29 protein-coding genes are annotated in these 25,261 nt (G+C 55.2%); 15 read left to right on the forward strand and 14 right to left on the reverse strand.

Annotated elements, in window-relative coordinates; genetic code table 11:
• Position 1: 1 nt before the first annotated feature.
• From KGP26_RS15335 to KGP26_RS15375, 8 genes are all read right to left on the reverse strand, one after another.
• Positions 2–1,507 (reverse strand): terminase large subunit domain-containing protein, encoded by a 1,506-nt coding sequence (locus KGP26_RS15335; RefSeq protein ID WP_223664220.1) that lies wholly within the window; start codon positions 1,505–1,507, stop codon positions 2–4.
• Entirely contained in the window at positions 1,482–2,051 is a 570-nt protein-coding gene (locus KGP26_RS15340; RefSeq protein WP_223664221.1) for a terminase small subunit, read from the reverse strand. The genes KGP26_RS15335 and KGP26_RS15340 overlap by 26 nt, the downstream gene beginning before the upstream one ends.
• Before the next feature lie 14 nt (positions 2,052–2,065).
• Positions 2,066–2,668, reverse strand: coding sequence for a hypothetical protein (locus tag KGP26_RS15345; RefSeq protein WP_223664222.1), 603 nt, complete (start codon positions 2,666–2,668; stop codon positions 2,066–2,068).
• An 8-nt stretch (positions 2,669–2,676) separates the two neighbouring features.
• Positions 2,677–2,913, reverse strand: coding sequence for a DUF2560 family protein (locus KGP26_RS15350; RefSeq protein WP_223664223.1), 237 nt, complete (start codon positions 2,911–2,913; stop codon positions 2,677–2,679).
• A 125-nt stretch (positions 2,914–3,038) separates the two neighbouring features.
• Positions 3,039–3,401 (reverse strand): Gp49 family protein, encoded by a 363-nt coding sequence (locus tag KGP26_RS15355; protein WP_223664224.1) that lies wholly within the window; start codon positions 3,399–3,401, stop codon positions 3,039–3,041.
• The gene (locus KGP26_RS30270) at positions 3,398–3,847 is read right to left on the reverse strand and encodes a lysis protein (RefSeq protein ID WP_245399439.1); all 450 of its coding nucleotides are present in this window, start codon (positions 3,845–3,847) and stop codon (positions 3,398–3,400) included. The genes KGP26_RS15355 and KGP26_RS30270 overlap by 4 nt, the downstream gene beginning before the upstream one ends.
• Entirely contained in the window at positions 3,844–4,332 is a 489-nt protein-coding gene (locus KGP26_RS15370) for a lysozyme (protein ID WP_223664225.1), read from the reverse strand. The genes KGP26_RS30270 and KGP26_RS15370 overlap by 4 nt, the downstream gene beginning before the upstream one ends.
• Position 4,333: 1 nt before the next feature.
• Complete coding sequence (locus tag KGP26_RS15375) at positions 4,334–4,606, reverse strand: phage holin family protein (RefSeq protein WP_223664227.1); 273 nt, start codon at positions 4,604–4,606, stop codon at positions 4,334–4,336.
• Positions 4,607–5,053: 447 nt separating this feature from the next.
• Between KGP26_RS15375 and KGP26_RS15380 the strand changes: the two genes are divergently transcribed.
• Positions 5,054–5,233 carry a hypothetical protein gene (locus KGP26_RS15380; protein ID WP_223664229.1) on the forward strand — a complete coding sequence of 60 codons (180 nt, stop codon included), beginning with the start codon at positions 5,054–5,056 and terminating at the stop codon, positions 5,231–5,233.
• Between the two features lie 92 nt (positions 5,234–5,325).
• On the opposite strand, the gene KGP26_RS15385 is transcribed toward KGP26_RS15380, so the two are convergent.
• From KGP26_RS15385 to KGP26_RS15395, 3 genes are all read right to left on the reverse strand, one after another.
• Positions 5,326–5,736, reverse strand: a complete 411-nt coding sequence (locus tag KGP26_RS15385; RefSeq protein WP_245399440.1) for an antiterminator Q family protein — start codon at positions 5,734–5,736, stop codon at positions 5,326–5,328.
• 305 nt (positions 5,737–6,041) lie between these two features.
• Positions 6,042–8,213, reverse strand: coding sequence for a VapE domain-containing protein (locus KGP26_RS15390; protein WP_223664231.1), 2,172 nt, complete (start codon positions 8,211–8,213; stop codon positions 6,042–6,044).
• Positions 8,214–8,216: 3 nt separating this feature from the next.
• Entirely contained in the window at positions 8,217–8,426 is a 210-nt protein-coding gene (locus KGP26_RS15395) for a helix-turn-helix transcriptional regulator (protein WP_223664232.1), read from the reverse strand.
• Positions 8,427–8,555: 129 nt separating this feature from the next.
• On the opposite strand from KGP26_RS15395, the gene KGP26_RS15400 reads away from it, so the two are divergent.
• The 11 genes from KGP26_RS15400 to KGP26_RS30315 all read left to right on the forward strand — a co-directional run bounded on the left by KGP26_RS15400 (position 8,556) and on the right by KGP26_RS30315 (position 19,205).
• Entirely contained in the window at positions 8,556–9,221 is a 666-nt protein-coding gene (locus tag KGP26_RS15400) for a S24 family peptidase (RefSeq protein ID WP_223664233.1), read from the forward strand.
• A gap of 313 nt (positions 9,222–9,534) precedes the next feature.
• Entirely contained in the window at positions 9,535–9,846 is a 312-nt protein-coding gene (locus KGP26_RS15405) for a hypothetical protein (protein ID WP_223664234.1), read from the forward strand.
• 23 nt (positions 9,847–9,869) lie between these two features.
• Complete coding sequence (locus tag KGP26_RS15410) at positions 9,870–10,838, forward strand: phosphoadenosine phosphosulfate reductase family protein (protein ID WP_223664235.1); 969 nt, start codon at positions 9,870–9,872, stop codon at positions 10,836–10,838.
• Between the two features lie 395 nt (positions 10,839–11,233).
• Positions 11,234–12,400: a hypothetical protein gene (locus tag KGP26_RS15415; protein ID WP_223664237.1), complete on the forward strand. Its 1,167-nt coding sequence runs from the start codon at positions 11,234–11,236 to the stop codon at positions 12,398–12,400.
• A 3-nt stretch (positions 12,401–12,403) separates the two neighbouring features.
• A complete protein-coding gene (locus KGP26_RS15420) occupies positions 12,404–13,318 on the forward strand; it encodes a hypothetical protein (protein ID WP_223664239.1) in 915 nt (304 codons plus the stop codon).
• A 2-nt stretch (positions 13,319–13,320) separates the two neighbouring features.
• Positions 13,321–14,652: a DUF2800 domain-containing protein gene (locus KGP26_RS15425; RefSeq protein ID WP_223664241.1), complete on the forward strand. Its 1,332-nt coding sequence runs from the start codon at positions 13,321–13,323 to the stop codon at positions 14,650–14,652.
• Positions 14,653–14,663: 11 nt separating this feature from the next.
• Positions 14,664–15,212, forward strand: a complete 549-nt coding sequence (locus KGP26_RS15430; RefSeq protein ID WP_223664243.1) for a DUF2815 family protein — start codon at positions 14,664–14,666, stop codon at positions 15,210–15,212.
• A 237-nt stretch (positions 15,213–15,449) separates the two neighbouring features.
• Complete coding sequence (locus KGP26_RS15435; RefSeq protein WP_059200962.1) at positions 15,450–16,319, forward strand: SPFH domain-containing protein; 870 nt, start codon at positions 15,450–15,452, stop codon at positions 16,317–16,319.
• Between the two features lie 84 nt (positions 16,320–16,403).
• Positions 16,404–18,533, forward strand: coding sequence for a DNA polymerase I (locus KGP26_RS15440; protein ID WP_223664245.1), 2,130 nt, complete (start codon positions 16,404–16,406; stop codon positions 18,531–18,533).
• A gap of 274 nt (positions 18,534–18,807) precedes the next feature.
• Positions 18,808–19,077: a VRR-NUC domain-containing protein gene (locus KGP26_RS15445; RefSeq protein WP_223664247.1), complete on the forward strand. Its 270-nt coding sequence runs from the start codon at positions 18,808–18,810 to the stop codon at positions 19,075–19,077.
• Positions 19,074–19,205, forward strand: coding sequence for a hypothetical protein (locus tag KGP26_RS30315; protein WP_256461524.1), 132 nt, complete (start codon positions 19,074–19,076; stop codon positions 19,203–19,205). Before KGP26_RS15445 ends, KGP26_RS30315 begins: the two co-directional genes overlap by 4 nt.
• 6 nt (positions 19,206–19,211) lie before the next feature.
• Here KGP26_RS30315 and KGP26_RS15450 read toward each other — a convergent pair whose 3' ends face one another.
• Entirely contained in the window at positions 19,212–19,748 is a 537-nt protein-coding gene (locus KGP26_RS15450) for a hypothetical protein (protein ID WP_223664249.1), read from the reverse strand.
• A gap of 39 nt (positions 19,749–19,787) precedes the next feature.
• Here KGP26_RS15450 and KGP26_RS15455 point away from each other — a divergent pair, with 39 nt between their 5' ends.
• Both KGP26_RS15455 and KGP26_RS15460 read left to right on the forward strand, forming a co-directional pair.
• Positions 19,788–21,188 (forward strand): SNF2-related protein, encoded by a 1,401-nt coding sequence (locus tag KGP26_RS15455; RefSeq protein ID WP_371824918.1) that lies wholly within the window; start codon positions 19,788–19,790, stop codon positions 21,186–21,188.
• Positions 21,188–21,391 carry an AlpA family transcriptional regulator gene (locus tag KGP26_RS15460; protein ID WP_223664251.1) on the forward strand — a complete coding sequence of 68 codons (204 nt, stop codon included), beginning with the start codon at positions 21,188–21,190 and terminating at the stop codon, positions 21,389–21,391. Before KGP26_RS15455 ends, KGP26_RS15460 begins: the two co-directional genes overlap by 1 nt.
• A gap of 1 nt (position 21,392) precedes the next feature.
• On the opposite strand, the gene KGP26_RS15465 is transcribed toward KGP26_RS15460, so the two are convergent.
• Together KGP26_RS15465 and KGP26_RS15470 are read right to left on the reverse strand one after the other, a co-directional pair.
• Positions 21,393–22,574: a site-specific integrase gene (locus tag KGP26_RS15465; protein WP_223664253.1), complete on the reverse strand. Its 1,182-nt coding sequence runs from the start codon at positions 22,572–22,574 to the stop codon at positions 21,393–21,395.
• A gap of 317 nt (positions 22,575–22,891) precedes the next feature.
• The gene (locus tag KGP26_RS15470; protein WP_021806592.1) at positions 22,892–23,449 is read right to left on the reverse strand and encodes a TetR/AcrR family transcriptional regulator; all 558 of its coding nucleotides are present in this window, start codon (positions 23,447–23,449) and stop codon (positions 22,892–22,894) included.
• Between the two features lie 121 nt (positions 23,450–23,570).
• Here KGP26_RS15470 and KGP26_RS15475 point away from each other — a divergent pair, with 121 nt between their 5' ends.
• The gene (locus KGP26_RS15475) at positions 23,571–25,055 is read left to right on the forward strand and encodes an MFS transporter (RefSeq protein WP_021806593.1); all 1,485 of its coding nucleotides are present in this window, start codon (positions 23,571–23,573) and stop codon (positions 25,053–25,055) included.
• The last annotated feature ends 206 nt before the right edge of the window (positions 25,056–25,261 follow it).

Genomic DNA, 25,261 nt, shown 5'->3' on the forward strand with positions numbered 1-25,261 from the left:
TCTACCTCGTGGGACGTGAAATAGGCCGTATTGGCGCTGGGATTTTCTTCTCTTTAGGCTTTCTGATATCGCGCATGGTTTTCGCAAAACGGCGCATCATGTAGCCGTATCTAGCAGCGGAAAGAATGTCGTCGTTCAGCTTGACGATCTGGCCGTTGTCATCGCGGTGATAGAGGCGGAACTCATCGAAGAATGGCTCGCAGGTGTTGAACACCTTCCATTTGCCCTCTTCCATCCGGTCGCGCATTTCCTGCAGGCCGGCTTCGACCGATACCCCGCCATCTGTCCAGGTAGCATGGTCTTTCAGCATGGCGAAACCAGCCTCGGCGTATTGCACCTTAAGCTGCTTGCCGCCGCCTTTTTCGTGCTGTAGACCATCAGGAGGCCACGCCACAGGAATGCCTTTGTTCCAGGTCTTGACCGCGCTCCAGGCTTCCACCGCCTTCTTCTCGCTCTTCTTCCAAACCCTAGCGACGTAGATGATGTCTGCGTCTTTATCCCACCACAGCTGGACATGTGCCTGCGGGTGGTCCCAACCGAAGTCCATGCCGTTGATGACATAGAAGTGATCTGGACACTCGAATGGCTGACACTTGATAGTTTCTTCGGGGATCTGGAATATGCGACCGCTGCCCATGGTCGGGATGCCCTTCGCTCGGGCGTCGCGTTCGTGCTCTGGGTATGAAGCGATGATCCGCTCGCGTTCCTCATCCGAATAATGCTTAGCGTCGGCAATCGTCATGGTGACGACTTTTTGCGACTTGCTCGGATTCTTCAGGAACTTGATAACAACGTTTGACATCCCCATCAGTGGGGTAAACGTCAGCAGGGAGAACTGACCGTATTTGTTTGTACGGGTCAGCCCTTCCGAATAGATGCTGTAGGGTGGTTCTTCGTCGAACCAGACACCGTGAATTGTGTCACCTTGCCAGCGCGCACGGCCCTGCGAATAGGGTTTGAAATAGCAGATTGACATGCCATCTTCGACGCCGTTCGCCGAGTGGTGGCGGACAAGCAGATGGTCAACCAGGTTCGGGAAGAATGGAGATTTCTTCCAGCTGATAATGTCTTCTTTCGGGATCAGGCCGTAGCCTGGCTCGTCATTCTCTTCGATACGGCCGCAGAGAATACGCTGAGTGGTCTTTGTTACCGTTTCGTTGGTCTCACCACCAACCCAGAAGACCACTGGCTCATTGAAGCGTCGCCCCTGCCAATCACCCTCATACGCGCCATCTTCGGGGTAACCTGCGGTGCCCGGGTAGCGCCCTGTCAGGTGGAACGATACCTCGGCCCCGCCAGTGAAGGATTTACCCAACTGGTTACCGGCCATGAAGGTGCGCTCGGTGTACTCGCTGCCAGCGTCCAGAAACTCGCGTTGCTTATCGTAAGGGGAGTAAAAGAACAGGGAGTGAGTGCGGCGATACTCGTCTTCCTCTTCCAACAAGTTGAGCAGTTCGGCCTGCTCCTCGTCGGTCAGGTCGTCAAGATTTATCGCTGCTTCTACCACGGGCAAGTAACTCCTGAATACGCGAACGGCGAGAATCCCGATCGGCTTTCACCGGGGTGACATCTTCCGTTTCCACTTTGTCTTTGAAGGCCTGCACGCTGATGTGTTTGCCAATCAGCTCAAGGTTGCGGACTTTGTCAGGCCATTTGATCTTCTTGAGGAAGCCAACCATTTCGCGGTCTTCGCCTCGGCCTTCGAACATTTCCGACAGGTCAAAGCCGCTGAGGTAGCGACGCCACACTGGCGGCCACTCGGCGATCGGTTTGATGCTGCCATCGGGATTAAAGATGTCTGCCGCGTCCATCTGGTCGATCTCAACCAGACGCAACAGCACGTAATTGGCATCAACGCCAAGCTGCGCGAGTCGTTCGCGCTTCAGTTCGTCAATGCGTGCGAGGACTTCCGGTTCAGTCATCAAGCGCGGACCGATGTTGCAGGCAGAGCGTTGGCTATACCCTGCCCGCTCTGCTGCCGGTGCTGCTTTCAGATCGATGATGTATTCGCGGCAAAAGAGCTCTTTCCGTGGGTTGAGTTTCTTTGCCATGTTTCACCTGGGGTTTACGCGGTAACACCTGCTGCTTTGGTGGCGGCCAGTGATGCGTTTACTTTGGCGGCCAGCGTGGCTACATCGTTTTTGATGGCGGTGATCGCCGCGTTGGTAGAAGTAAGAGAGGCCGCGGTTGCGTCCGTCGTCGCTGCGGTTGCAGCTGGGATTACCGCTACCGTATTGCCACCTGAGGTGCCACCAGACGAATCGGTAAGCGCAGTGATCGCCGACTGCTGGAGAACGCCACCACGGTCTGTTGTCGTTGGCGTCTTGTTGCCCGCCATTGCGGTGGTCGCTGTGGTGCCGATAGTCGGGGCAAAGGTAGACGGTTTGCCACTGATATCTGCCCAGGCGGTTCCTGTACCCTGCTGTGTGTACACGGCTTCGAAAGCTGTCTTCGCCATGTAGAACAGCGGCGCACCTGCGCGTTGCACCAGGTAACCGCCAACTACAGGCGACCATTGGCGCATGAAGGTGTCAGTCACAGATACGACGGTAAATCCGCCTGTTGGGGTGATATCGCCATAACCATTGGTCAACTGGCGAATAGTGGAGATTGCAACAGCGTTGACGATTTCGTTATTGCCAGTGAAGGCAGGCCATGGGTTAGACATTCAGCACCTCATTTAACTTGGAACAGATCCTGCGCTTCTTCGGCCAGGCGGATCGCCTTCTCGGTACGCGCTACAACGCCAGTTTCGCTCTGGACGCGAGCGTAGGCATCTTTGAACAGCTCATAACGCAGCTTGTCGCCAGCGATGAAGGTGATCGCCTTCTCTGCGGCCGCTGTGTCGCTGAGCACCAGTTTGAAAATATCCAGGTTCATTGCCTGTAGTTCAGTCATTTCGGTAATTTCCACGCGGGGGCCTCCTGTGTGGTACGACATAATCCATGTCAGAACGGCGTCCCTGATTGATAAGACGGCCACAGGGCCGCGCCGGTGTCATTATCGAAGCCACTCAGCGAATGGCTTCTGTAATGCTCTTAACTTTCACTAAGCTTTTGTTTCAGCAGATAGCCTTCCAACTGCCAGATCTTGTTGCGCGCATTCTCGCGTGCAATCTGCTTGCCGATCACTGGGTCGAAGTTTTCAGGGCTGGCGCAGGCGCTCTCACCGGTTACCGTGAAGCCATTGCGCAGCACCAGGACACAGAAGGTAAGCAGTTCCAGCTGTGGAGTGGTCTCAGCGGGATAGCGCTCGGCAGTTGGAGCGTGTACACCTGCCACGCCGTCCGCAGCGGTGAAGTAGTGCTCGCTGACGATGACGCTTTCAATGTGCTGCGGGGTAATGCGCGGTGCTGTTTTGCCAGCAGCCTGAATTGCTTGTTCGATGGCCTGTTCGGTCATTGGTTGATCCTCGTAGGGGTTAAGCACACGTTGCGGATGTAGTCCTGCAAACCAGCTATCTGGCTGCGTGCTATTTCGATTCGCTCTCTGAGACGGAAATAATCCCGTTGAGCGGCGTCTGTAAGTCTGGGGCTGGTGCCATCAGCCACGCTGGCGGTGGTGCCGGTTGGGCACGTGGCGGTAACGCGCAGCTTGCGAGTGCCAGCGGCAACATCACGCTGCAGATCAGCGATCTGATTCTTCGCATCGTTCAATTCCCTGGTGCGATTCTCATCGATGGCGGCCACTGCACGTTGTGTGCTGTTCTGCCATTCGATCTGGCCGGTCAACTGACCGTTGGCTTTCTGCAAATCGTCACGCTCATGGCGCAGCCCCTGGTTGCTGATAGCGAAATACGCAAGTAGGCTGAGCACCACGGCGACAATCGCAATGGCCGCTTTGTTCATTGCGGCCCCCAGGTGCAAACCTCATGCTCAATGGCTCTGCGGTTCATCAAGCCTTTCCATTGCTTACCCCCGGCGTAAGTCCACCGGTGGAGCTCAGCACAAGCGCCCTTCTGGTCACCTGCGTTAATTTTCTTCAGCATCGTTGAGTTGCGGAACGCAGTCACACCAACGTTGTAGGCAAATGAGTAGATCGCCGCGCGCTGCGTGTTACTGATGTCCGAACGGATATAGGGATCGACGCCAGCGGCTACCGCCCGCAGATCGGCATTCAGCAAAGCATCGCACTCTTTGTCTGTGTAGCGCCTGCCGGGTGTGATGTCTCCGCCGGTGTGGCCATCGCATACAGTCAAGACACCGACGACATCACGGTAGGGAACATACTCACGGCCTTCTAACCCATCTTTCCCGCCCAGCATCAGCCCCGCAATTACAAGGGCACCGCTGGCCATATAGGGCGATAGCTTTCTCAGCAATCCTTCGCGCATGTTAAATCTCCTTCGGGGCCTTGACGCCCAGTTCGGCAATAACTTGCACGGTGGCTGATGGGTTGATTGGGTTTGTCTTATCGCTGATTTCTTGCAGTATTCTGGTCCGCTTCATTTGCTCTCGCCGATTCAGCCGATAAGTCAGGATACCGAGCGCAATACTGAACGCCACGCCGATAATAAATCCCCAATCTTGCAGTGATAAGCTGGCAAAGAAGGCGGCAAGACCAGCACTGCTGTATGTCGCGTTGCTGTATCTGTCGTCCATCTTCATAATCTCCACCTCCCGACGGCCGGGGTGTGCGCTGTTGTAAAATCGGTTAGCCGCATCGCCGTAGTCACTCGGCGATAGAATGTGTTTGCAGTGGTTGACTGTTTTGGCGATGGGCTAAATGCAAAAAGCCCCAGCGATTAAGCCAGGGCCATGAGTGTTATTTTCAATGCGGAGCGCCACCCGTCAAGGTACCGACCACACCCCCTACGGTGTTCGGGGTACGTTGATTAAGTGGATGGCGCTTCGCATTGAAAATTGGGGATTCTGAGGACTTTTTAACATAATGGCCGTTTTGCGCACCGACGGATCGGCACTCGCTGTGCAATCACGTCCAACGCTGCGTTTCCTGCAATCTTCTGGCCGATGTGGTGCAAATCGGACTGCATAAACCATGCATAAAACAGGGTGTGTTTTGCATAGCCGTTTTATTGGCTGGAACGGCTATTTGTGGCGGTTTTGCTGTTGTGGTGGCCGGTGCTGATCTCCGGCGTTGGACGGTGGCACGTATTCCAATTCTCACTGATTAAACAGCCGCACCTGCGCATCAGCCTGCGCATTCACCACAACAGAAAGAGCACTCTGATGCGTTACCATCACAACTACCGTTCTGGGACCGGTGGCTGCTGAATGCCCTGTCCGTTGTGGCCTCTAGAAACAGCAAAGCCCCGCGATTAGCGAGGCCTTGTGAATGAGGTCAGTGCAAATACAACTCTTGCACGCTACAGGTATAGCATAGGTTTCTGGCTAGCCACAACTATTTTTATCTCGGCCACCTCCGGATCCATATCGAGCGGCACATCAAGCGCAGCCAAACAGCCCTCGACAAAGTTGGTCGCCGATTGCAGGTGGCGTTCAACAGCAGCCCGAGGAAGGCCCACAGCGGCCGCTATGTCACGCTGAGAACTGCGGGCTATGTAGCGTAGGCCTAACATCAAGATCTCTTCCTCCTGGCGTACAGCCTTCAGCCTGGCGATGCAGCCGTCGATCATCAGCCCATCGTCATCGCTACATGACTGGCCACCACCGACAGGAACCTGTGCAGGTGTCACAGACATGGAAGGCCAATCGACCGATGTGCATTTTTCTTCACTGACCGCCCAGCGGCCCCATCGTTCAAGTACAAGTTGCATATTTCTGCGCATTCGTCGCGACCTCATCAAACATAATCTTTTTTGCAATTCAGCCCGCCGGGGTGTGCCGGTTATCTGTGGCACGCGCTGCGGACTGCTCTTTGTTATTCGTAACCTGCAAAAAATTACAGGTTCAGTGCCTAGACAACCTCAGCCAACCTAGACAACCAACTTCCTTACCTTTCCTCTGAACGACTTATATATATATATGGGGTTTCTAGTAATAAGGTTGTCTAGGTTGTCTAGGTTGTCTTTAATTCAAATATTCAATAAGTTAAAACCAGACAACCTACTGTTTGAGGTTGTCAGCAGGTTGTCTTATCTGCCAAAAACACACGTTGCTGCTTGCCTTCCACCGACATGCGAGCCTTTTTGTAGCCGCAATTTTGCAAAACATTACTGATTCGCATTTCTTCGCGCTTCCCAATGCTCCTAGGGTCGAGGCCGATTGCATCGCGCAGAACGTCCGCTGCACGTAAAAAATCGCGGGTTCGTGGGATTTCATCAGTCATCATGTCGGGGGCGTCAAGCCAGCTCTCGACGATTTCGAGCCATGCATCCTTGATAGTGTGCTGCTCATGCTCCGCTACGCCGAGTGTCTCCGCATCGTGGAACTGGACGCCACCAAGGCGTTTAAACACCTCTCTGGCCTCCGCCCACAGCTGTAAAACATCCTTTTTTAGCTGATCTACCTGCACTTGACCGACGCGCAGCGGCAACCACCGCCGGTTACCGGTGTCGTCAGCAAGGAATTCGTCCTGATTGGTGGTACCGATGAACACCAGGCGGCGCGGGAACTGGGTAGCAAACTCCCGATACTTGGGGATCCAGTTCTCGTGCGTACGGGTGATAAAGGCCTTGATGGATTCCAGCTCTTTGGTGTGCAGACCACGTAACTCGCCTATCTCGGCCACGAGGCGACCACGCATCTTGCGCGCCAGGTCATCGTCTTTCTCTGCGAACGATATCTCGGTGAAGAAGGACGGATCGGGCGACAGCGCAGCCACCCCGGTGGACTTACCACAGCCCTGCGGGCCGACGAGAATAGGCACCATGTCCGCTTTGCAGCCAGGGGTCAGCACCCTGCCGGCCAGCGCTGTCCAGGTGTAAAGGGACACCGCACGGCAGTATGCCGAAGGCTCAACGCCAAAGTAATGTTGGAAGAAGGTATCGACGCGCGGCACCCCGTCCCACTTGAGCGACTCCAGCCAGGTAACGGCGCTATCGAACGGCTGCTCGTCGGCGGCCAGCATCACCACGTCGCGGATCAGCTCCTTGCCCACCGCCTCAAAACTGCGGCGCTCCAGGGTAATGCGCAAACGTGAGTAATCCGCATCGCCAAAGGCCTGCCACTGATCGCTGTTATCAGGGGCGAACATGATCTCGTCGCGGAACTGGTCGAAGCGTATCTGCACGCCACAGAAGTCAGCACGCATCACCGCCTTGGCAGCGTTGTCGATAGTGGCCTTGATCATCCCCGTCTTTTCGTTGCGGACGAACGCAGGCAGCGGTGGCTTTTCGGCAGGCTCGAGCGGTACCACGTCGAAGTCGTTATCCCGTACGCCGATGGCATTCAGGTAATCACCATCATTGCGGTGGGCGCAGCTGGCGTGCAGACAACGGAAATGGCCTTGTTCAAAACCACCGGTCCCAGCCGGGAAGTAAGCTGTTGCGGTGTTGTCGTTGCTCACACTGCTGTGGCCATCTTCGAACGGGCAACGTATGTAACGCTCGCCAGCGCTGCCCCACTCCAGTGTCCAGTCGTGAGCATCCAGATAATCAGCCGTCTCGTCTGTGGCGCCCGCATCGCGGCCAGAACGGTCGCGCGTGCGCCCTTCCTTCTCGATGATGCTTTCTGCTATAGCAAAGCGCTGCTCGAGCAGTTGCCACAGCATGTTGAAGTCGTCAGTGGTCAGCGTTGGGATGTCGTCAGGCAGACCGCCTTCCCATTCGTACCGTGCACCGCTCGGATGGGTACCGAGGGCAACGAACTGCTGACCGTTGGCCAGGAACTCGATATTGCCGTGGGCAGTGCGCAGGATGCGTTTGGAGTGTTGGCCATCCAGCTGGAACGCCAGCAGGAATTTAGGGCTGTTGCTGCGCATACGCTTTGGCAGTGAGCCAATAACGCTGGTGACAGCGGCCAGCACATCGTTGGCCAGGTCCTGATCGGACACGTCTACATCCAGGGCGCGGACAGTACGCGTCTGCAGCAGGATGCCGTAATCAGGTTCTTTCGACCATCGGGCCACCTCGCCATCGGTACCGGTGTGCGATGTCCAGTCTTTGATACCAGCGACCTGGCGCATGCCGTTGTAATGGCTCGGCGTCTTGCCTGTAGTCTTCAGTTTGCTGGTCGGTGAGATCGGCGCATCAGGGCGCGATACCACCGGCAGCAGATCAGGGGTCAGGCCAAGCACAAACGAAAAATGAAGCCAATCGTCAGGCGCAGCGCCCCAATTTTGTTGTTTGGGCATGGGCTACGCCTTTTCTTCGAGCGATTTTTCTTTCACTTTGTTATGGAGATCACGAAGTGCCTGAGCTACTGAAACTCGAGGATCGGCAAGTTTGCCCGTTAGGATTCGGCTTATAGAAGCTTGGCTGATGCCAGTCTCACGACGGATATCTAGTTGCGTGAGGCCTAACTCGACAAGTGATTGCACTATTTCTTTGGGTGTAAGGGGTTGCATGGGTGATTTCCTCACTGCTTTTGAATTCAACTATGGATTTAACTCTAATTCAGATTTGAATTCAATGCCAGTGTAGAATATTCACTATAGAATAATCGGCCATAACTTAAACGAGCTAAAGGTATAGCCATGCACCACACAACAGATCAGGCCATTTCCAACATCAACCACCTCATGCAAAAGAACGGTATTGCTACGGTCGCAGACTTGGCAAAACTCATACGCATCCCTCAGCCAACGTTCCACAGGTTGATGTCAGGAGAAAACCAAGACCCTAAATACACCCTGCTCAAGCGTGTTGCCGATCACTTCAAAATTACGGTTTCTGATTTGGTGGAAAAGGATTTGCGCGTGGCAGCAACAAACAACGGTAACGTCGTCGGTCAGGCCGAAGATGTGGCATTTACCAAGATCCCTGTAATGGGGAGCGCCCAGCTAGGCAGCCAAGGACATTGGGTATCGCTCGATAACGGCGATGGATTTGTCAACTGGCCATCAGCAGATCCCGAAGCCTTTGCACTCCGCTGCACGGGCGATTCAATGAAGCCCCGCATTAAAGATGGCGAGTATGTTGTCATCGAGCCTAACCACGGGTATCTACCAGGCGATGAAGTCCTCTTGGTAACCAAAGACGAGCAAGTGATGATCAAGACCTTCCTCTATGAACGTGACGGCGCGGTGCTGGTCATGTCCGTAAACGAGGAACACCCTCCCCTTAGATTCCCTATCAACGATGTCGAACGCATTCAGTATGTGGCCGGTATAGCAAAGCCTTCATTACACGGAACGTACTGACATTTAAAGGGCTAAAGATTGCCGCCAAGTTTAGGCGGTAATTTTTTGCATGTTCAAATTCAAAATTGAATTGACAAGGTATTCATGTTTGGTTATAAATCCATTATTGAATTTTACGGAATTCAAAACAGAAAGTTAAACGCCCCTTGGTGAGCGATGCAATCACCGAACAGCCACCTTCAGAGGGTGACCGACTGGACCCGCTCTTTCTCAACCAAGAGGAAAAGATCATGTAACCGATAACGCAGTGAACTTACCGCTGCCCTTGCCTAGCGCGAGGGTTTCGGCAAGACCACTAAAGGAGTAACACGCAATGTCTCTAGACCACGGTTTGTTAAACCTACCGCTGAATAAGCGCGGTGGCGGTGACTTTCACAAAGAACTCGACGCCTATCTCGCAGACCAGAAAGCGATGAGGGCTGAGGCGCACAAGGCTAATACATTGAGCTTCAACGAACGCAAGGCCGCAGCACTGGAAGCCTTTAAGCAGATCAGCGACGAGCTTGTTGAACAGCACGCAAAACGCTTAGGCATTCGGGCGGCATCCCTTCGTAAGAATGTCCGTGAGGATTGCAGCGTTAACCCCAATAGGGCAATGGCAGCCATCAAGGCACTAACAGCCTAAACCAACTCATGCAGTAGGTCCTTATGTACAACGTTGTGAGTTTATCGGGCGGTCGCACGTCGGGCTACCTTGCGGACTCGATGCGCCAGAAGGACCCGAACACCAAATTCATTTTCATGGACACGGGCGCCGAACATCCGGCCACCTATCAGTTTATCCGCGACATCGTAGAGCACTGGGGCATTGACCTGGTGTGTCTGCGGGTCGTCATTAACCCCGAACTGGGCAAGGCCAACGGCTACCGGGTGATAAGCCTAGATGAAATCGGCCCCGACCTGACGCCGTGGCGCGACATGCTGAAGAAGTACGGCACACCGTATGTCAGTGGCGAGTTCTGCACCGACCGCATGAAGCTAGGGCCGTTCACTAAATACTGTGACGACCACTACGGCCGCAAGAACTATCAAGCCTGGATCGGCATCCGCGCCGACGAGCCTGCCCGCTTATGGGGTGGCAAGTTACACAAGGCCATGCTCAAAGCCGGGATGCACCCGATGCAAACACAGGAAGCCTACACGCAGGCCGCCTGCGCAATGCGCTTTGTCTCAAAGGAATGGGCAGAGATCGCCCTCTCCCAAGATTTCGACGTTCCTGTGGCTCTGCTGGAAAGCTGCGTGGCCAAGGTAGAGAGCAACGTCAACAAAGGCCTCAACTACCTTTCCGAGATTTCGTATGTAGGGAAATTTGAGGTTCTGGATTGGTGGCGGCAACAGCCTTTCGACCTGCAGATCGCCGAGCACTTGGGGAACTGCGTATTTTGCGTGAAGAAGTCCATTCAGAAGATTGCCTTGGCCGCCAAAGACGAGCCGGAGTTAGCCGCCCAGTTCTGGGAACTTCTAACCTCCGACGAGGTGCGCAAGATGCCAAACCGCTGCGGCACTGACCTGGTGATGTACCGGCAGAAGACCAGCCTTGCCGATGTCATCCAGATGTTCAGCTGCGACAGCCGCGACGAGCTGGCCGCCCGTATGCCGAGCCAACGTAACCAATAACTTTCGCAGGAGTTAACCCCATGAAAGTAAGTCGCCGCAGACTAGTACAAATCACCTTCACACTGTATTTGGCAACCCTAGGAATCGCTTGGTACCTGGGTTTCACCATGAGCTAAACCCTCGCTCCATTCCTTGCTTGTACCACTTGCCCCAGTCCACTGGGGCCTTTTTCTATCGGGGAGCGCATGCGGCCAACCGCTATGCCTCGCCCGCTGGCGGCGCGTGCGCTCCCCGATAGTAAAAGGAGTAACCCCTAATGAACTCTCTTAAGCAGATGCAACACCGGTATCGCCTTACCGGTGCGGATTTCCACACCTCGAAAACACACGGCCTGATGTTCCCGCTGGGTTTGCTGTGCGTTGCCTTTTTTGTCCTTTATATAGCGAGATAACAGAATGCAGATCACAACGTTCAAAGGCTTCAAGACGGACCTCACTTGCCGCGGCTTCCAGTTCGAAATTGGCAAAACCTACGAGCACCAGGGAAAAGTAGAGGCCTGCGCCGCTGGCTTCCATTCCTGTGAGTACCCGCTCGACTGCTTCAGCTATTACCCACCTGCTGAAAGCCGCTACGCCGAGACAGTGGCCGAGGGTGAGGTCAGCCGCGAGGATGGTGGCGACAGCAAAATCGCCAGCGCCAAAATCACAATCTCGGCTGAAATTTCCGTGCACCAGCTGGTGACCCGCGCCATTGAGTGGATTTGGAGCCGAGTGGATAAGACACTCGAGCAGACGAACACCGGCAACCGCTCCGCTGCCAGCAACACCGGCGACTACTCCGCTGCCAGCAACACCGGCGACTACTCCGCTGCCAGCAACACCGGCGACTACTCCGCTGCCAGCAACACCGGCGACTACTCCGCTGCCAGCAACACCGGCGACTACTCCGCTGCCAGCAACACCGGCGACTACTCCGCTGCCAGCAACACCGGCGACTACTCCGCTGCCAGCAACACCGGCAACCGCTCCGCTGCCAGCAACACCGGCTACCAGTCCGCTGCCAGCAACACCGGCAACCGCTCCGCTGCCAGCAACACCGGCAACCGCTCCGCTGCCAGCAACACCGGCGACTACTCCGCTGCCAGCAACACCGGCGACTACTCCGCTGCCAGCAACACCGGCAACCGCTCCGCTGCCAGCAACACCGGCAACCGCTCCGCTGCCAGCAACACCGGCGACTACTCCGCTGCCAGCAACACCGGCGACTACTCCGCTGCCAGCAACACCGGCAACCGCTCCGCTGCCAGCAACACCGGCTACCAGTCCGCTGCCAGCAACACCGGCAACCGCTCCGCTGCCAGCAACACCGGCAACCGCTCCGCTGCCAGCAACACCGGCTACCAGTCCGCTGCCGAAGTTAGCGGATCTGAATCGGTGGCGGCGGCCTTCGGTATCGAGGGGAAAGCCAGAGCATCCGCAAACAGCGCGATCGTTCTTTGTTACCGCGATGAAGAAGGAAAGCTGCTCCACATACGTGCCAGTAAGGTCGGCGAGAACGATATCAAGCCAGACACCTGGTACACCCTGAACGCAAACGGCCAGTTCGTAGAAATTGAGGAATAACACATGAGCCTGGAATCAAATCTTGAATTAAACAACAAACTGGTCGCCGAGCAGAACACACTGCTCACCCAATTACTGGCGGCCATGACCAGCGGCAAAGCCTTCTCTGCCGACACCCCGCACCAACCAAAGGCCGAAGGCTCAACCGTTGGCAAAGCGGCAACTGGTGAAACCAAAACCCGTAAGGGGCCGTTCTATATCCGCCTGGAGGATGGCCCGCCGTGCATTGTTGATAGCGAATCCACGTTGGCAGCGCATATCGAAAAGGGCTACACCGAAATCACCAAGGTGGAATACTTGCAACTGCAGGAAGAGGCCCACAAAGCCACCACCAAGCCGATCACCCTCGAAGAACTGCCGCTGCCGAACGCCATCGCGCTGGCCGTGCTGGAAGGCGAAGCAGGTCGCACACCAACCTTTGAACAGCTTGCCGCCGCAGAACATGTTGCGAATACCGCAACCGGTAAAGAACGCAACGAGCAGGTAGACGCGCTGACAATGGCGCTGACAATGGCGCTGAAAGGCGTTGACCTGGCGGCCAAGCTGCACGGCGCTGGCGTGTTCGAACTGGCGTTGCAGATGGTAGAGCACTGGGATGCGCTGCCAGGCATCACCGAGCGCCGCGAATACGCCACCCTGCTGTTGAACACCCCTGTCGATAAGCGCGCCAAGGTCAAACCGAAGGCTCCTAAGAAGGCCGAAGAGAAATCTACCGTCGTCGAAGGCACCATCGATGTGGCTGCGCTGCATGCTAAAGGAAAGCAGTTAATCCTTCAGAAGATCGCCGCGAAAGCACCCGCCGACCTGCGCAAAACCCTCGACCTGTTTGGCCTGAAAAAACTGACCGAATGCCCCGACGATAAACTGCCGGATGTTGTGGCAGCGCTGGAGCAGTTGGCCGAATCACTGGAGGCGTAGCAATGCCTGATCAACACGCAAGGCTCTCTCCATCGGGAGCTGAAAAGTGGATGAACTGCAGCGGTAGCCTGGCGCTCGAAGCCGGGCTGGTCGATGAGGGCTCAGAATTCGCCCTCGAAGGCACCGCCGCCCACGCCCTGGCGGAATGTGTTCTTCGCAACCGCCTTAACCCTTACCTGACCGAAACGCACAAGGATAACGGTACCGAAATGGTGGGCGGCCAGCGGGCTGCCGACTACATTGGCACCTACCCCCTTTCGCATCTGTCAGCAACTGACCCAGGCCCGCAGGTCACCGAAGATATGGCCGAAGGCGTCCAGCGGTATGTTGATACCGTTTGGGCTCTGGCCGAAGGCAACGATCTGCTGGTTGAGCAGCGCGTTGATTTCTCCGATGTCGTTGGCGTTCCTGACCAGTTCGGTACCGCTGACGCCGTCATCATCGCAGGCACCGAGTTGCAGGTTCACGACCTGAAGTTTGGGCGCGGCGTGAAGGTGGATGCGGAGAACAACAAGCAGTTGCAACTGTATGCCCTCGGCGCGCTGGAGCAGTTCGGCGCGTTGCAGGACTTCGACACCGTCAGCGTTTTCATCCATCAGCCACGCCTCAACCACGAATCTGAGTGGGCAGTCAGTGTTGACGATCTGCGAGCGTTCGGTGAGCAAGCGCGTGAAGCAGCTGCCGCAGCAATTACCGTTGCGGCCATTGCTGAATGTGAAGGCGTCGACACCCTGCCGGCCGATGTGTTTAACCCTGGTGAGAAGCAATGCCGGTGGTGTAAAGCCAAAGGCTTCTGCAAGGCGGCCGAGCAATACCACCTGAACACTGTCGCCGATGATTTTGTCGATCTTGACCGACCAATCGCACCGCAAATCTCAGGCGCGAGAGAGCGGATCGCCGTCTGCGATAACTCCCACCTGGCCGAAGTCTACAGCCAGCTCGACTTTATCGAGGACTGGTGTAAAGCGGTGCGCGCCAGAGCCAGTAGCGAACTGAACGCAGGTCATCCGGTCCCTGGGTTCAAGTTAGTGGAAGGCAAGTTAGGCAACCGGGCGTGGAAGGACGAAGAGGGAGCCAAAGCGCTTCTGAAAGACCAGTTCCGCTACAAAAACGAGGAGGTTTTCGACTTCAAGCTGATCAGCCCAACCAAGGCAGAAAAGCTTATCAAGAAAGCCAGCCCTCGCCGCTGGCCGAAGGTAGAAGCCCTCATCACCCGCGCAGATGGCAAACCCGCCGTCGCTCCAGAATCCGATCCGCGCCCCGCGCTGATCATCAATCACGAAAACGACTTTGACGACGTAGATGCCGCCGAGGCAGCTGCTGAATTTATCTAAGAGGTGACCCTATGAAAGTGAAATTAAACAACGTCCGTCTGGCTTTCCCTGCTCTGTTCGAACCTAAAGCCGTTAACGGTGAGGGTGACCCACGTTTCTCCGCAGCATTCATCTTCGAGCCTAACCACCCAGCGGTCGCTGAACTGGAAAAGGCCATCGAGGCGGTGGCCAAGGAAAAATGGGGAGCGAAAGCCGATGCGGTAATGAAGACGCTGCGCTCTACTCTGAAAATTTGCCTTCACGATGGTGATGAAAAGGCCGAATACGAAGGCTACCCCGGTAACAAATTCGTGTCCGCCTCCAACAAAGCGCGCCCGCGTGTGGTTGACCGTGACAACTCGGTGCTGGTACAGGCCGACGGCCGCCCTTATGCCGGTTGCTACGTTAACGCAGTGATTGACGTCTGGGCGCAGGACAACAACTTCGGCAAACGCATCAACGCTTCCCTGGGCGGCGTCCAGTTCCTACGCGATGGCGATGCGTTTGCAGGTGGCGGCGTGGCCTCCGAAGAAGACTTCGACGACATCAGCGAAGGCACCACCGCAGAAGATTTCGTTTAACCCACTCCCCTGGCCGCGCGTCGGGGGCGGAGTTCTCCACATGCGACTGTATTTTTCGGTATTGCTGATCCTGGCAATCTTCACAGCTGTTTACGGCTACGTGGTACCTGCCTTGATATCAGCAAGTTTTACCCCCGCTGTGCTGTTTGGCTTTTTGCTGGGGTCAGCATTCCCGGTTGTCATTATCTATCTGGCCTATCGGCTTTTATATCTGCCCATCACAAGGAAATTGAAGCGATGAAGAAAATCATTATGGCGTGCGTCTTGGCACTGTCTGCGATTGCATTAACCGGTTGCGAACGCGCCACGGTCCCCGCTGGTTACGTTGGTGTAAAGGTTGATTTATACGGCGACACCAAGGGTGTTCAGCAGCAAGAGGTTGGCGTCGGTAAATATTGGCTGACGTGGAACGAAGAGATTTACCAGTTTCCGACCTTCAACCAGCTGCACGTTTATGAGCAGCCTTTCAACTTCCAGACCAAAGACTCGATGAGTGTTTCGGCCAAAGTAGGCGTGGAGTATTACGTCGACCAATCTAAAGTGTCGAAGGTGTTCCAAACCTATCGCAAAGGGGTTGAAGAGATCACCAGCGTAAACATCCGGCAGAACATTGCAGATGCGCTGATCAAAGACTCTGGCGCAATGGACATCGGCACCCTGGCTGGCGAAGGCCGCACCACGCTATTGGATAACGTGACCAAGGCCGTAAAAACCAAGCTGGATCCGATCGGCATTGTGATAGTGAAACTCAGTTGGACCGATGACCTAAAGTATCCGCAACAGGTTACCGACTCCATCAACGCCAAGATCGAAGCCACGCAGAAAACCCTGCTGCGTGAGAACGAGATCGCCCAGACCAAGGCTGAAGCGCAGAAAACCATAGAGGCCGCGCGTGGGGAGGCTGACTCCAACGTTCTGCGCGCCAAGGCAGAAGCCGAAGCCATCACCGTGAAAGCCAAAGCAGAGGCCGATGCAATCTCGCTACGTGCCGAAGCCCTTCGCAAAAACCCCGAAGTGCTGCAACTGGAAGCCATTGGCAAATGGAACGGCACACTGCCGCAGTACATGACCAGCGGCGCAGGCACTCCTTTCATCCAAGTTAAGTAACCCCCTCACCCGGCCTAGCGCCGGGTGCTTTGGAGAGTGGGCGATCGCCTGCTGCCCAAAGCACTAATATGAGGCCCCTACCCAATGCAAAAACTCTGGCTCGACCTCGAAATCTTCTGCGAGACCCCTATCAAGAACGGCACCCACGCCTACGCTGAAGGCGTCGAGATAATGCTGTTTGCCTGGGCGATTGACGACGGCTCTGTAAGCGTTCACGACTTCACCGAAGACCAGAACCTTCCAGCTCTGCTGCTCACTGCCCTCGGCGATGAGAACGTGCTGATTTACGCGCATAACAGTCACTTTGACCGTACTATGCTGCGCCATGCGCTACAGCGCCAACTACCTGGGATTGTTGCAGGGGGTGTTGAGCGCTGGCGTGACACGATGGTTAAGGCGCTGGCGCACGGGCTCCCAGGGGCGCTGGGCTCCCTGTGTGAAGTACTGAAAGTCGATACCGACCAGGCAAAAGACAAGGCCGGTAAGCAACTGATCCAGCTTTTCTGCAAACCACGGCCAAAGAACAGCAAGCTGCGCCGCGCAACCCGCAAAACACACCCGGCTGAATGGCAACGGTTTGTTGAATACGCCGGGTTAGATATCCATGCCATGCGGGCTGTCGATGCATTACTGCCGGAGTGGAACTATAAAGGCGATGAATTGGCCCTTTGGCACCGGGATCAGCGTATCAACGATCGCGGTGTTTGCATGGACATCGACCTGGCCGAAGCCGCGATCATTGCTGTAGGTGACGAACAAAAGCTATTGGCAAAACGTACGCAGGACATGACCGATGGCGAAGTGCAAGCGGCAACGCAGCGCGACGCCATGCTAAAGCACATCCTCGCAGCCTTTGGCGTGGATCTGCCAGACATGCAAAAAAGCACACTCGAGCGACGCATCAGCGATCCTGACCTGCCCGAACCACTTCGCGAACTGCTGACCATCCGCCTGGCATCCTGCACAACCAGCACCAGCAAGTACAAGGCGCTGATGAAGGGTGTCAGTAGCGACGGCCGCCTGCGGGGAACATTGCAGTTCTGCGGCGCTAGCAGGACGGGCCGCTGGGCCGGGCGCTTATTCCAACCGCAAAACCTGCCTCGTCCTACGATGAAGCAGGAACAAATCGACCAAGGTATCGAGGCGCTTAAACTTGGCGTTGCCGATCTCCTGTTCGATATCATGGAGCTAACCAGCTCCGCGCTGCGTGGTTGCATCAAAGCGCCCGAGGGCAAAAAGCTGGTTGTCAGTGACCTGTCGAACATTGAAGGCCGGTTCCTCGTCTGGCTCGCCGGTGAGGAATGGAAGCTGCAGGCGTTCCGCAATTACGACACGTTCATTCTCGACGCTGACGGTAATCGGATCCTAGAGGAAGACGGCAAAGACTTCAAACGCGAGGGCCACGACCTCTACAAGCTGGCCTACGCCCGCGCTTTCAACATGTCGCCTGAAGATGTCGATAAGGCCATGCGCCAGATCGGCAAGGTGATGGAGCTGGGCCTCGGTTTTGGCGGTGGTGTCGCGGCCTTCGTGACGTTCGCCCTGGTCTACGGGTTGGATTTAGAAGATCTGGCCGATGCCGCGCTGCCTAACATCCCGATCGCCATTCAGCACGAGGCACAAAGTTGGTGGCGTGCATCAGTTCGGCAGCGGAAAACCTACGGCCTGTCCGAGCGTGTGTTTATCTGCTGCGATTCGTTAAAGCGGCTGTGGCGCAACGCGCACCCCGAAACAGTGTCGTTCTGGTCTGACATAGAAAACGCTGTCCGCCGGGCGATCATGCAACCGGGTAAGCAGTTCAACTGTCGCCGTCTGAAAGTGCGCAAGGATGGTTCCTGGTTGCGAATTGCGTTGCCATCCGGGCGCGTTGTCTGCTACCCGGGCGCGGCCATCGTTGACGGCAAGATCACCTACATGGGTGTTAACCCGTATTCGCGTAAATGGCAGCGACTCAAAACCTACGGAGGGAAACTGGCGGAAAACGTTACCCAGGCGGGCGCCCGTGATGTGCTGGCCGGTAATATGCCCCGCGTAGAGAACGCCGGTTATGACATCGTTCTCACAGTGCACGATGAGGTGATCACCGAAGCGCCAGACACCCCCAACTATTCCCACGAGGCTCTGAGCACCCTGCTCGCGACTAACCCCGCATGGGCCGATGGCCTACCGCTCAACGCTGGCGGGTTCGAGGCTTATCACTATCGTAAGGACTAAAAGCTATGCAACGCTGCGAAAAATGCAACGGCTACGCAGGTGAACCGAAAAAAATTAAGGTTGGCGAAAAATGTGACTTCACCATAAAAACCTTTAGCTCGCGAAGTACACGCCTATCTGTCCGCACGGGGAGATTGCACAGAGTCTACGGGGATGGCGAGTATTTAGTGATTTACCGCAAAGCTCTCTATCACACTGACAGCATTTCTCACCCAGAAGATCCTTCACCTATATCTCTAGCCATGTTTGGCCTGTGCAGTTGCGGGGGGTAAATGTGACCTACATCCGCGAAAGTACCGTTGAAAACAACCTGGTGAAGAAAGTTAAGGCCGCTGGCGGCACCGCATACAAATTCACGTCACCAGGGCGTAAAGCGGTTCCTGATCGCCTTGTGTTACTCCCCGGTGGTCGAGTAGTTTTTGTTGAATGCAAAGCTCCTGGCGAACTACCCCGCGCTGATCAGGTGCGTGAACACAACCGGCTGCGCGCTCTGGGCTTCAAAGTGGTGGTGTTGGATAGTAAGGATCTGGAGGGAATATTGTGAAGAGTTTAAACCTGTTGAACTGGTCGCGGCGTGCCATCTGGTGCGCCGTTTTTGCATTCTGCGCCAGCTTCTGGCTAGGCGCATTTGGGCTGACGCTGATCGCGATTGCAGAGTGGGCCAACAAATAGCGGCCGTCACTTGCTTTCTAAGGAACAAAGCTCTGATATACGAATCTTTAGCGACGCTGCCAGTTGGATACCCTCTTCCACTGTTGCCATCAGTTGAGCTGGGCCCAGTTTATCGGCCCCTTTAAGGTGCACATTTACTATGTGCGAAGTCATAACTTTATTTCTCTGCTCTAAAAGTGCATTAAAGTTATCGCTAAGTTTTTTATCCCTGAACATAGCTATTGAGGAAAGAACGGCGGCAGCCTGTTGCCGATGGCTTAAATCATCCTCGAGCTCTTCCCCCTCTTTTAACTCGTAGTACTTAGCATGTATCTGTTGGAAGTTATAAACCTCCTTGTCAATAAATCCTAGGATGTCTTTAATGAAATAGCTGTTAACAAACAGTAGCCTAGCCCTGTTTGCTTCTAATTTCGTTGTATATCTATGCGCCAAGTACTGAGTAAGACAGGTACCCACAATGCCTAAAACCAGACCTGAAACCGTACCCACTAACTGCGACTCCCACCAAGCTTGCGTAGCCTTACCACAATACAGAGATAGCATCCCATCACCCTTAAATATTTATAATTAAGGGGCGCAAATATGACACCAATCCGTAAAGTTTTCACCCCCCGCCCTTACCAAAATCTCATTATTGACCATTCACTGCAGATCCCCCGCTCTAACGTCTGGGCGGGTATGGGTATGGGCAAGACGGTGGGCACGCTCAGCAGCCTAGAGGCGCTGTTCTGCGCCGGTGAAGAGACACAACCGGTGCTGGTGCTGGCCCCCCTACGCGTGGCGCGTTCCACCTGGCCGGATGAAGCCGACAAATGGGGCCATCTACGCAATATCGAAATGCAGCCTATCGTCGGCACAGTCAAAGAGCGGTTGGCCGCATTGCAGAACGGCAACGCGAGCGTGTACACGACCAATTACGACAACCTGGTGTGGTTGGTTGAGCAACTCGGCGACCGCTGGCCCTTCGGCACTGTGATAGCTGACGAAAGTACTCGGTTGAAGTCATTCCGGTTACGCCAAGGCGGTAAGCGCGCTGCGGCACTGGCAAAGGTGGCGCACAAGCACATACACCGCTGGGTAAATCTTACCGGTACGCCAGCGCCGAACGGCCTTATCGATCTCTGGGGGCAAGCCTGGTTCGTTGACCGTGGAGATCGGCTGGGGCGCACGTTCGGTGCGTTTACTTCGCGCTGGTTCAACAGCATTCAGTTCCCTGGTCAACAATGGTCAAAGCTGGAGCCGTGGCCGCACGCACAAGAACAGATGCAGACGGCGTTGGCCGACGTGACAATCTCCCTGGACGCTGCCGACTGGTTCGACATTGAAAAGCCTATCCACAACGTGATCCGCGTTGACCTGCCGCCCAAGGCTCGCCAGCAGTATGACGGCATGGAAAAGGAAATGTTCCTGGAGCTGGACGGCAACGATATCGAAGCGCTGAACGCGGCGGCCAAAACAGTGAAGTGTTTGCAGATCGCCAGCGGTGCTATCTACACAGATGATGTAGGGAATTGGCAGGAAATACACGACGGGAAGCTACAGGCGCTCGACAGCATTCTGAACGAATCCGGCGGTATGCCGGTGCTGGTTGCTTACCACTTCAAAAGCGACCTGGCCAGACTGTTGAAGGCGTTCCCGAAAGGCCGCCACCTTGACCAGGACCCGCAGACAATACGCGACTGGAACGCGGGCAAGATCCCGGTGTTGTTCGCCCACCCCGCCAGTGCAGGCCACGGCCTGAATCTACAGGATGGTGGCAACATTTTGGTGTTCTTCTCCCATTGGTGGGATCTGGAGCAGTACCAGCAAATTATTGAGCGCATCGGCCCAACCCGGCAAATACAAGCGGGCCACAACCGGCCGGTGTGGATACACCACATAATCGCTACCGACACGATCGACGAGATGGTGATGGAACGGCGGGAATCTAAACGTGAAGTGCAGGACATCCTGCTCGAGGCAATGAAGAAGAGAGGCATGTGATGGGCGAGAATCCAATTATCTTTACGCGGGACGTTCTGGCCCGCTATAAAATATCAGAGAAAACGTTATGGAAGTGGCGTGACCCAGAGAAAATGCCAAAGGGGTTTAAGCTGCCCTTTCCGGCGCCCACCATCCCTGGTGTACCAAACCGATGGCGTCTTTCCGTTGTGATGGATTGGGAAGAAGCCAGCAGCCAAAAATAAGTTACATTGTCACCTTCTTAACGTAGTCCTCCCACACAGACAGCCATTTGCGCTGATCGTCCATATAATCATGCAGATTGTAATGCGCCATGACACCCGCCATAGCGTGGCCGAGTATTTTCTCGACCACGTGCGGCGGGCAACCCTGCTCCGATAGTTTAGTCGCCAGGGTTCGGCGCAAATCGTGCATGCTCCACCGTTCCATCCCCGCCCCTTCAAAAATCGACTTGGCATAGTTAGCCGCAACCTGGTTACTCACTGGTCTATCAAACTCTTTGCCAGGTGTGGTGCGTTGGGAGGTTGCGACATATCGCGTGTTTACCTTCTCTTTGTGCTCGAGCAACAGCGCTTTTGCCGCTGCCGGTAGCGCACGCCGAACAGCCACACCAGTTTTGTATTCCTCTTTCGGCACTGTCCAGGTGTTGTCCTCAAAATCAAACCACTCCCACTTAGCACACCTGATCTCTGCCGTTCTGCACCCTGTCAGCATCATAAATCTGATCATCAGCCGGGGTTCGTCCGTCATGTGGTCGTCCAGCCAACTCCAAACCTGTTTCATTTCTCGGTCTGATAAGTAGCGTTTACGACGCGATGGGGCAATCCCGACGTCTTTAGGTTCCAGGCCTTCCAGCGGGTTGGCTTCGATGTACCCACGGTTTACGCAGAACTTGAAGGCGCGTTTACACAACGAGGTCATGTAGTTGGCCATTACACTGCTCTCTATCCCGTCCAGTACTTCAAGCCAGTGCATGCGGCCGGTGGCCTCGATCCGGAGATTGCCCAGTTTGGGCTGAACGTGCTTTGCATACACCAACTGGTAATAATCGATTTTTACGGAGTTGTTAGCCTTACAGTATTTCTCAATCCAGTAATCAAACGCGTTATCCACAGTTGGTGAGTCGCTTCGGGAGAGCCGTTCCAGCTTCACTTTTTCGCGGGGGTCATAGCCTTCGGTGAGCCAACTGCGCATCACCTGGCGTCGCTCACGCGCTTGGGCTATTGTCATCTGCGGGTATTCACCCACAGTGATCTGCACCGGCTTAGATAACCACCGGTACCGGTAGAAGAACGTAACTTTGCCCGCCTGGCTGATCCGCGCATTAAGCCCATGCGCATCGGCAATTACTTCAATAGTGTCTCTTTTCTTGCCCAAAGCCTTTCTAAGTTTGGTGTCGGTTAGCATAGGGGACCCGCCGCGATATTATGTACACATCAGTGTACACAAAATTCGGGCCTTGAGGATAAAACAAGGGTAAAGAATTGGGTGCTTAAGGAGTTTAAAAGTCCGCTCATGCCTTACACAACAAGGCATAAAGGGTAATGATAGGATAATAGGAGGGAATGCAGGTAAAACAGATGTTTAGCCCTTCAAGCAGGTATTTTAAGCAAAAAAAAGCCAGCACGGAGGTGGCTGGCTAAAAGTGGGTTCTTCGAGGGAATATCTTTATTCGCTAAACATACTCGCCGAGCGAGGTGACCGCCATCTATCACTGCAATAGGTCAACCATTGCGAGCCGTATCGTTAAGAACCCACTTTTGCAGATCGGTAAACATCGCTTCCCATTCCTGCTGAGTGATATCCATAAAGCCGAAGAAGCGCAGCATGAAGGCTCCCTCGGTGGCCAGGAAGGCCAATCGCGCCTTTCTCCCCGCCTCGGTAGTCAGATCCAAACCTGCTATGCGGCTGCGATACCATTCTCGCGTACTGTCCAGGTGTTCTGGCGTCTGAATTAACGTCGCCATCAACCCGGCCGCCTTGGCGCTGGAAGCCTGATCGGAACTGCGGGTAGCCTGCATATGCGCCTGGACAATGGTTAATGGGTCCGGATCGCTGCCCGCAATATCGTCAAAAACCTGCTCATAAACCTTACCCCAACGGTCAAACATCGCATCGATGAGCGCATCTTTGCTACCAAAGCAATATTGCACTCCCCCCTTGGAGATCCCCATGGCTTTAGCCACCGAATCGATGGTCAACCCTGCCGCACCTTGGGTCGCCACAATCTCTTCTGCGGTATCCAGCACCTTGTCACGATCGATACTCCGTTGACGCCCCATTGAGAAAGCCCCTTTTCAATACGTACGTATGGATTTATATTATAGCAGTATACCACCGGTACTACCGGGTGGTTACCGTAAGGTGACGCAGCCGCGTCATCGGTTTACTAGGATACTCTTTATGCACGCCCAAAACCGCTGGCTGATCCTGGCAATGATCTCCAGTGCGCTATTTTTAATCATTACCGATATGACGGTGCTTTACACCGCGTTGCCGCGCCTGACCCAGGCATTGGATGCCACAGCCTCACAAAAGCTGTGGATCGTTAACGCCTACCCGTTGGTGGTTGCTGGCCTGCTGCCCGGCGCTGGCATGTTAAGCGACCGTCTTGGCCACAAGAAAATGTTTATCGCCGGTTTGCCGGTCTTTGCCTTGGCCTCACTGTGCGCCGCGTTCTCCCCCAGTGCCGAGCTGCTCATTGCGTCACGGGCTTTCCTGGCCATCGGGGCTGCGATGATGATGCCAGCCACGCTATCCATTGTGCGCCACGTCTTTACCGATGAGCGTGAACGTGCGCTGGCGATTGGCATCTGGGCCGCCGTGGCCTCCGGCGCCGCCGCACTTGGCCCGGTGGTAGGCGGCGTTCTGCTGTCCTATTTCTGGTGGGGCTCGGTATTTCTGATCAACGTGCCGGTGGTGATGCTGGTTCTGCCGCTGGCGGTCTATCTGATCCCTCGTTGCGGTGGAGACAGTCAACGCCCCTGCGACTTTATCAGTTCGCTACAGATCATGTTCGGCCTGGTGGCGTCGATCTATGCGCTGAAAGAGCTGAGCAAACCCGCGTTCTCCCTGAGTGACTTCGCCATTGCGGCGGCGCTCGGTACGCTGTTCCTGACGCTGTTTGTCCGCCGTCAGCAGCGGTCGCAATACCCCATGATCGATTTCTCACTGTTCCGCAATCGGCTGTTTGCCAGCGGTGTCGGTGTGGCGATCGTTTCAATGATCGCGCTGATAGGGGTCGAGCTGGTGTTAAGCCAGCGGTTACAGTTGGTGCTAGGCATGACGCCGCTGCTGGCCGCGTTGTTTATTTTACCCATTCCGGTAGCCTCGGCTCTGGCTGGCCCGTTGGCTGGGGCCTTGCTACCGCGTTATGGCGAGCGCTCCATGTTGGTTGGCGGCTTTATTCTCACCGCCTTAGGCATTGCGGGTGTCGCGCTGTGGTATCAAGGCAACGTCATTATGCAGTTGGTCTGCCTGTTTGTGGTGGGCTTTGGCCTCGGCGGTGCCATCACAGCCGCCTCAACGGCCATTATGCTCAACGCCCCGGAAGACAAGGCGGGCATGGTCGCCGCCATTGAAGACGTCTCGTGGGAGTTGGGTGGCGTGTTAGGCGTCACGCTGCTGGGCGGGTTGATGACGGCGGTCTATAGTCACAGCCTGATATTGCCTGCCAATCTTCCTGCAGGCGATCTCGCATATGACAGCATTGATGAGGCGCTACGGTTAGCCGGAAATATGGGCGCAGACAGCGCAGAAAGGCTGATCCAGCTGGCTAGAGGCGCCTTTGATCAGGCCTTTATTGCCGTGCTGATCGCCGCCGCATTGCTCACCAGCCTGAGCGCCGGTGTGCTAAAATTTGCTTTGCGCAAAAGGGCGCAGGTGTAATTTAATCGATGAGGTTAAGTGGGCGCAGCATGCAGCGCCCCTACCCGATTAGCCAATTGATGAATGTAAGCAGCTTGAAAGATGACGGGTAAATTGGTTTGAACGATTGAATTGATGCTTAGTAGCAACTTTAACCTTATGATAGATGCGGTTAACCTGTTTTGTATGGATATCAATCTAGATAATCGAAACAAATAATCAGGAGA

Source organism: Serratia sp. JSRIV002, assembly GCF_019968725.1.
Classification (GTDB): domain Bacteria; phylum Pseudomonadota; class Gammaproteobacteria; order Enterobacterales; family Enterobacteriaceae; genus Chania; species Chania fonticola_B.

Bases quoted from the DNA above. Each gene is read 5' to 3' on its own strand.
- KGP26_RS15390 (WP_223664231.1), bottom strand. From the start codon at position 8,213: ATGCCCAAACAACAAAATTGGGGCGCTGCGCCTGACGATTGGCTTCAT.
- KGP26_RS15345 (WP_223664222.1), bottom strand. From the start codon at position 2,668: ATGTCTAACCCATGGCCTGCCTTCACTGGCAATAACGAAATCGTCAAC.
- KGP26_RS15450 (WP_223664249.1), bottom strand. From the start codon at position 19,748: ATGCTATCTCTGTATTGTGGTAAGGCTACGCAAGCTTGGTGGGAGTCG.
- KGP26_RS15340 (WP_223664221.1), bottom strand. From the start codon at position 2,051: ATGGCAAAGAAACTCAACCCACGGAAAGAGCTCTTTTGCCGCGAATAC.
- KGP26_RS15385 (WP_245399440.1), bottom strand. From the start codon at position 5,736: ATGCAACTTGTACTTGAACGATGGGGCCGCTGGGCGGTCAGTGAAGAA.
- KGP26_RS15430 (WP_223664243.1), top strand. From the start codon at position 14,664: ATGAAAGTGAAATTAAACAACGTCCGTCTGGCTTTCCCTGCTCTGTTC.
- KGP26_RS15375 (WP_223664227.1), bottom strand. From the start codon at position 4,606: ATGAAGATGGACGACAGATACAGCAACGCGACATACAGCAGTGCTGGT.
- KGP26_RS15440 (WP_223664245.1), top strand. From the start codon at position 16,404: ATGCAAAAACTCTGGCTCGACCTCGAAATCTTCTGCGAGACCCCTATC.
- KGP26_RS15400 (WP_223664233.1), top strand. From the start codon at position 8,556: ATGCACCACACAACAGATCAGGCCATTTCCAACATCAACCACCTCATG.
- KGP26_RS15425 (WP_223664241.1), top strand. From the start codon at position 13,321: ATGCCTGATCAACACGCAAGGCTCTCTCCATCGGGAGCTGAAAAGTGG.
- KGP26_RS15455 (WP_371824918.1), top strand. From the start codon at position 19,788: ATGACACCAATCCGTAAAGTTTTCACCCCCCGCCCTTACCAAAATCTC.
- KGP26_RS15470 (WP_021806592.1), bottom strand. From the start codon at position 23,449: ATGGGGCGTCAACGGAGTATCGATCGTGACAAGGTGCTGGATACCGCA.
- KGP26_RS30270 (WP_245399439.1), bottom strand. From the start codon at position 3,847: ATGAACAAAGCGGCCATTGCGATTGTCGCCGTGGTGCTCAGCCTACTT.
- KGP26_RS15465 (WP_223664253.1), bottom strand. From the start codon at position 22,574: ATGCTAACCGACACCAAACTTAGAAAGGCTTTGGGCAAGAAAAGAGAC.
- KGP26_RS15460 (WP_223664251.1), top strand. From the start codon at position 21,188: ATGGGCGAGAATCCAATTATCTTTACGCGGGACGTTCTGGCCCGCTAT.
- KGP26_RS15475 (WP_021806593.1), top strand. From the start codon at position 23,571: ATGCACGCCCAAAACCGCTGGCTGATCCTGGCAATGATCTCCAGTGCG.
- KGP26_RS15370 (WP_223664225.1), bottom strand. From the start codon at position 4,332: ATGCGCGAAGGATTGCTGAGAAAGCTATCGCCCTATATGGCCAGCGGT.
- KGP26_RS15395 (WP_223664232.1), bottom strand. From the start codon at position 8,426: ATGCAACCCCTTACACCCAAAGAAATAGTGCAATCACTTGTCGAGTTA.
- KGP26_RS15420 (WP_223664239.1), top strand. From the start codon at position 12,404: ATGAGCCTGGAATCAAATCTTGAATTAAACAACAAACTGGTCGCCGAG.
- KGP26_RS15410 (WP_223664235.1), top strand. From the start codon at position 9,870: ATGTACAACGTTGTGAGTTTATCGGGCGGTCGCACGTCGGGCTACCTT.
- KGP26_RS15415 (WP_223664237.1), top strand. From the start codon at position 11,234: ATGCAGATCACAACGTTCAAAGGCTTCAAGACGGACCTCACTTGCCGC.
- KGP26_RS15405 (WP_223664234.1), top strand. From the start codon at position 9,535: ATGTCTCTAGACCACGGTTTGTTAAACCTACCGCTGAATAAGCGCGGT.
- KGP26_RS15435 (WP_059200962.1), top strand. From the start codon at position 15,450: ATGAAGAAAATCATTATGGCGTGCGTCTTGGCACTGTCTGCGATTGCA.
- KGP26_RS15355 (WP_223664224.1), bottom strand. From the start codon at position 3,401: ATGACCGAACAGGCCATCGAACAAGCAATTCAGGCTGCTGGCAAAACA.